The following is a 633-nucleotide window of genomic DNA, read 5'->3' as shown; positions in this document are numbered from 1 at the left end:
GCACTGGGAAATGATGTTCGCCCGCTCGAGGTTCGAAACACCCGACATGGCCGAGCAAGGCAGATTGCTTGCCGAGGTCGCGGCGCTGGTCGACGCCGGCCGAATCCGAACAACGGCCAACGCGAGCTTCGGGACGATCAATGCGGCCAACCTGCGCAAGGCCCACGCGCTGATCKAAAGCGGCAGGGCCCAGGGCAAGGTGGTGCTGGAAGGCTTCTAGGGCGCGGCGCGTCTGGTCCGGGCTACACGCCAGACGGCGTTGCCGACATCATCGGCGACCAGCAGCGCGCCGCTCTTGTCGAGAGCCACGCCGACAGGGCGGCCCTGCGCCTTCTCGTCGGCGTTCAGGAAGCCGGTGAGGAAATCCACAGGCTGACCCACGGGTTTGCCGCCGATGAAGCGCACGAACACGACCTTGTAGCCCGACAGCGGCCTGCGGTTCCACGATCCGTGCTCGCCGACGAAGACGCCGCTGGCGAACTCGGGCGGCATACCGCGAGGGCTGGAGAAAGTCATGCCCAGCGGCGCCACGTGGGAGCCGAGCGCATAGTCGGGCGCGATGGCCTTGGCCACCATGTCCGGGCGTTGCGGTTCCACGCGCGCGTCGACATGGCCGCCGTAGTAGATCCAAGG

2 protein-coding genes are annotated in these 633 nt (G+C 67.4%); one reads left to right on the top strand and one right to left on the bottom strand.

The features are described 5' to 3' along the window. Positions 1-220, top strand: a 220-nt coding sequence (locus tag AC1DTN_RS38210) for a zinc-binding dehydrogenase (protein ID WP_477925376.1), incomplete at its 5' end; no start/stop codon positions are given. On the opposite strand, the gene AC1DTN_RS38205 is transcribed toward AC1DTN_RS38210, so the two are convergent. Then, positions 217-633 (bottom strand): PQQ-dependent sugar dehydrogenase (locus AC1DTN_RS38205; RefSeq protein WP_477925374.1); only part of this gene is annotated, 417 nt, incomplete at its 5' end. The two genes, AC1DTN_RS38210 and AC1DTN_RS38205, sit on opposite strands and share 4 nt — an antisense overlap.

The sequence above is a fragment of the Rhizobium sp. 01T444 genome (assembly GCF_056398305.1).
This window is presented reverse-complemented; position numbering and strand designations above follow the sequence as displayed.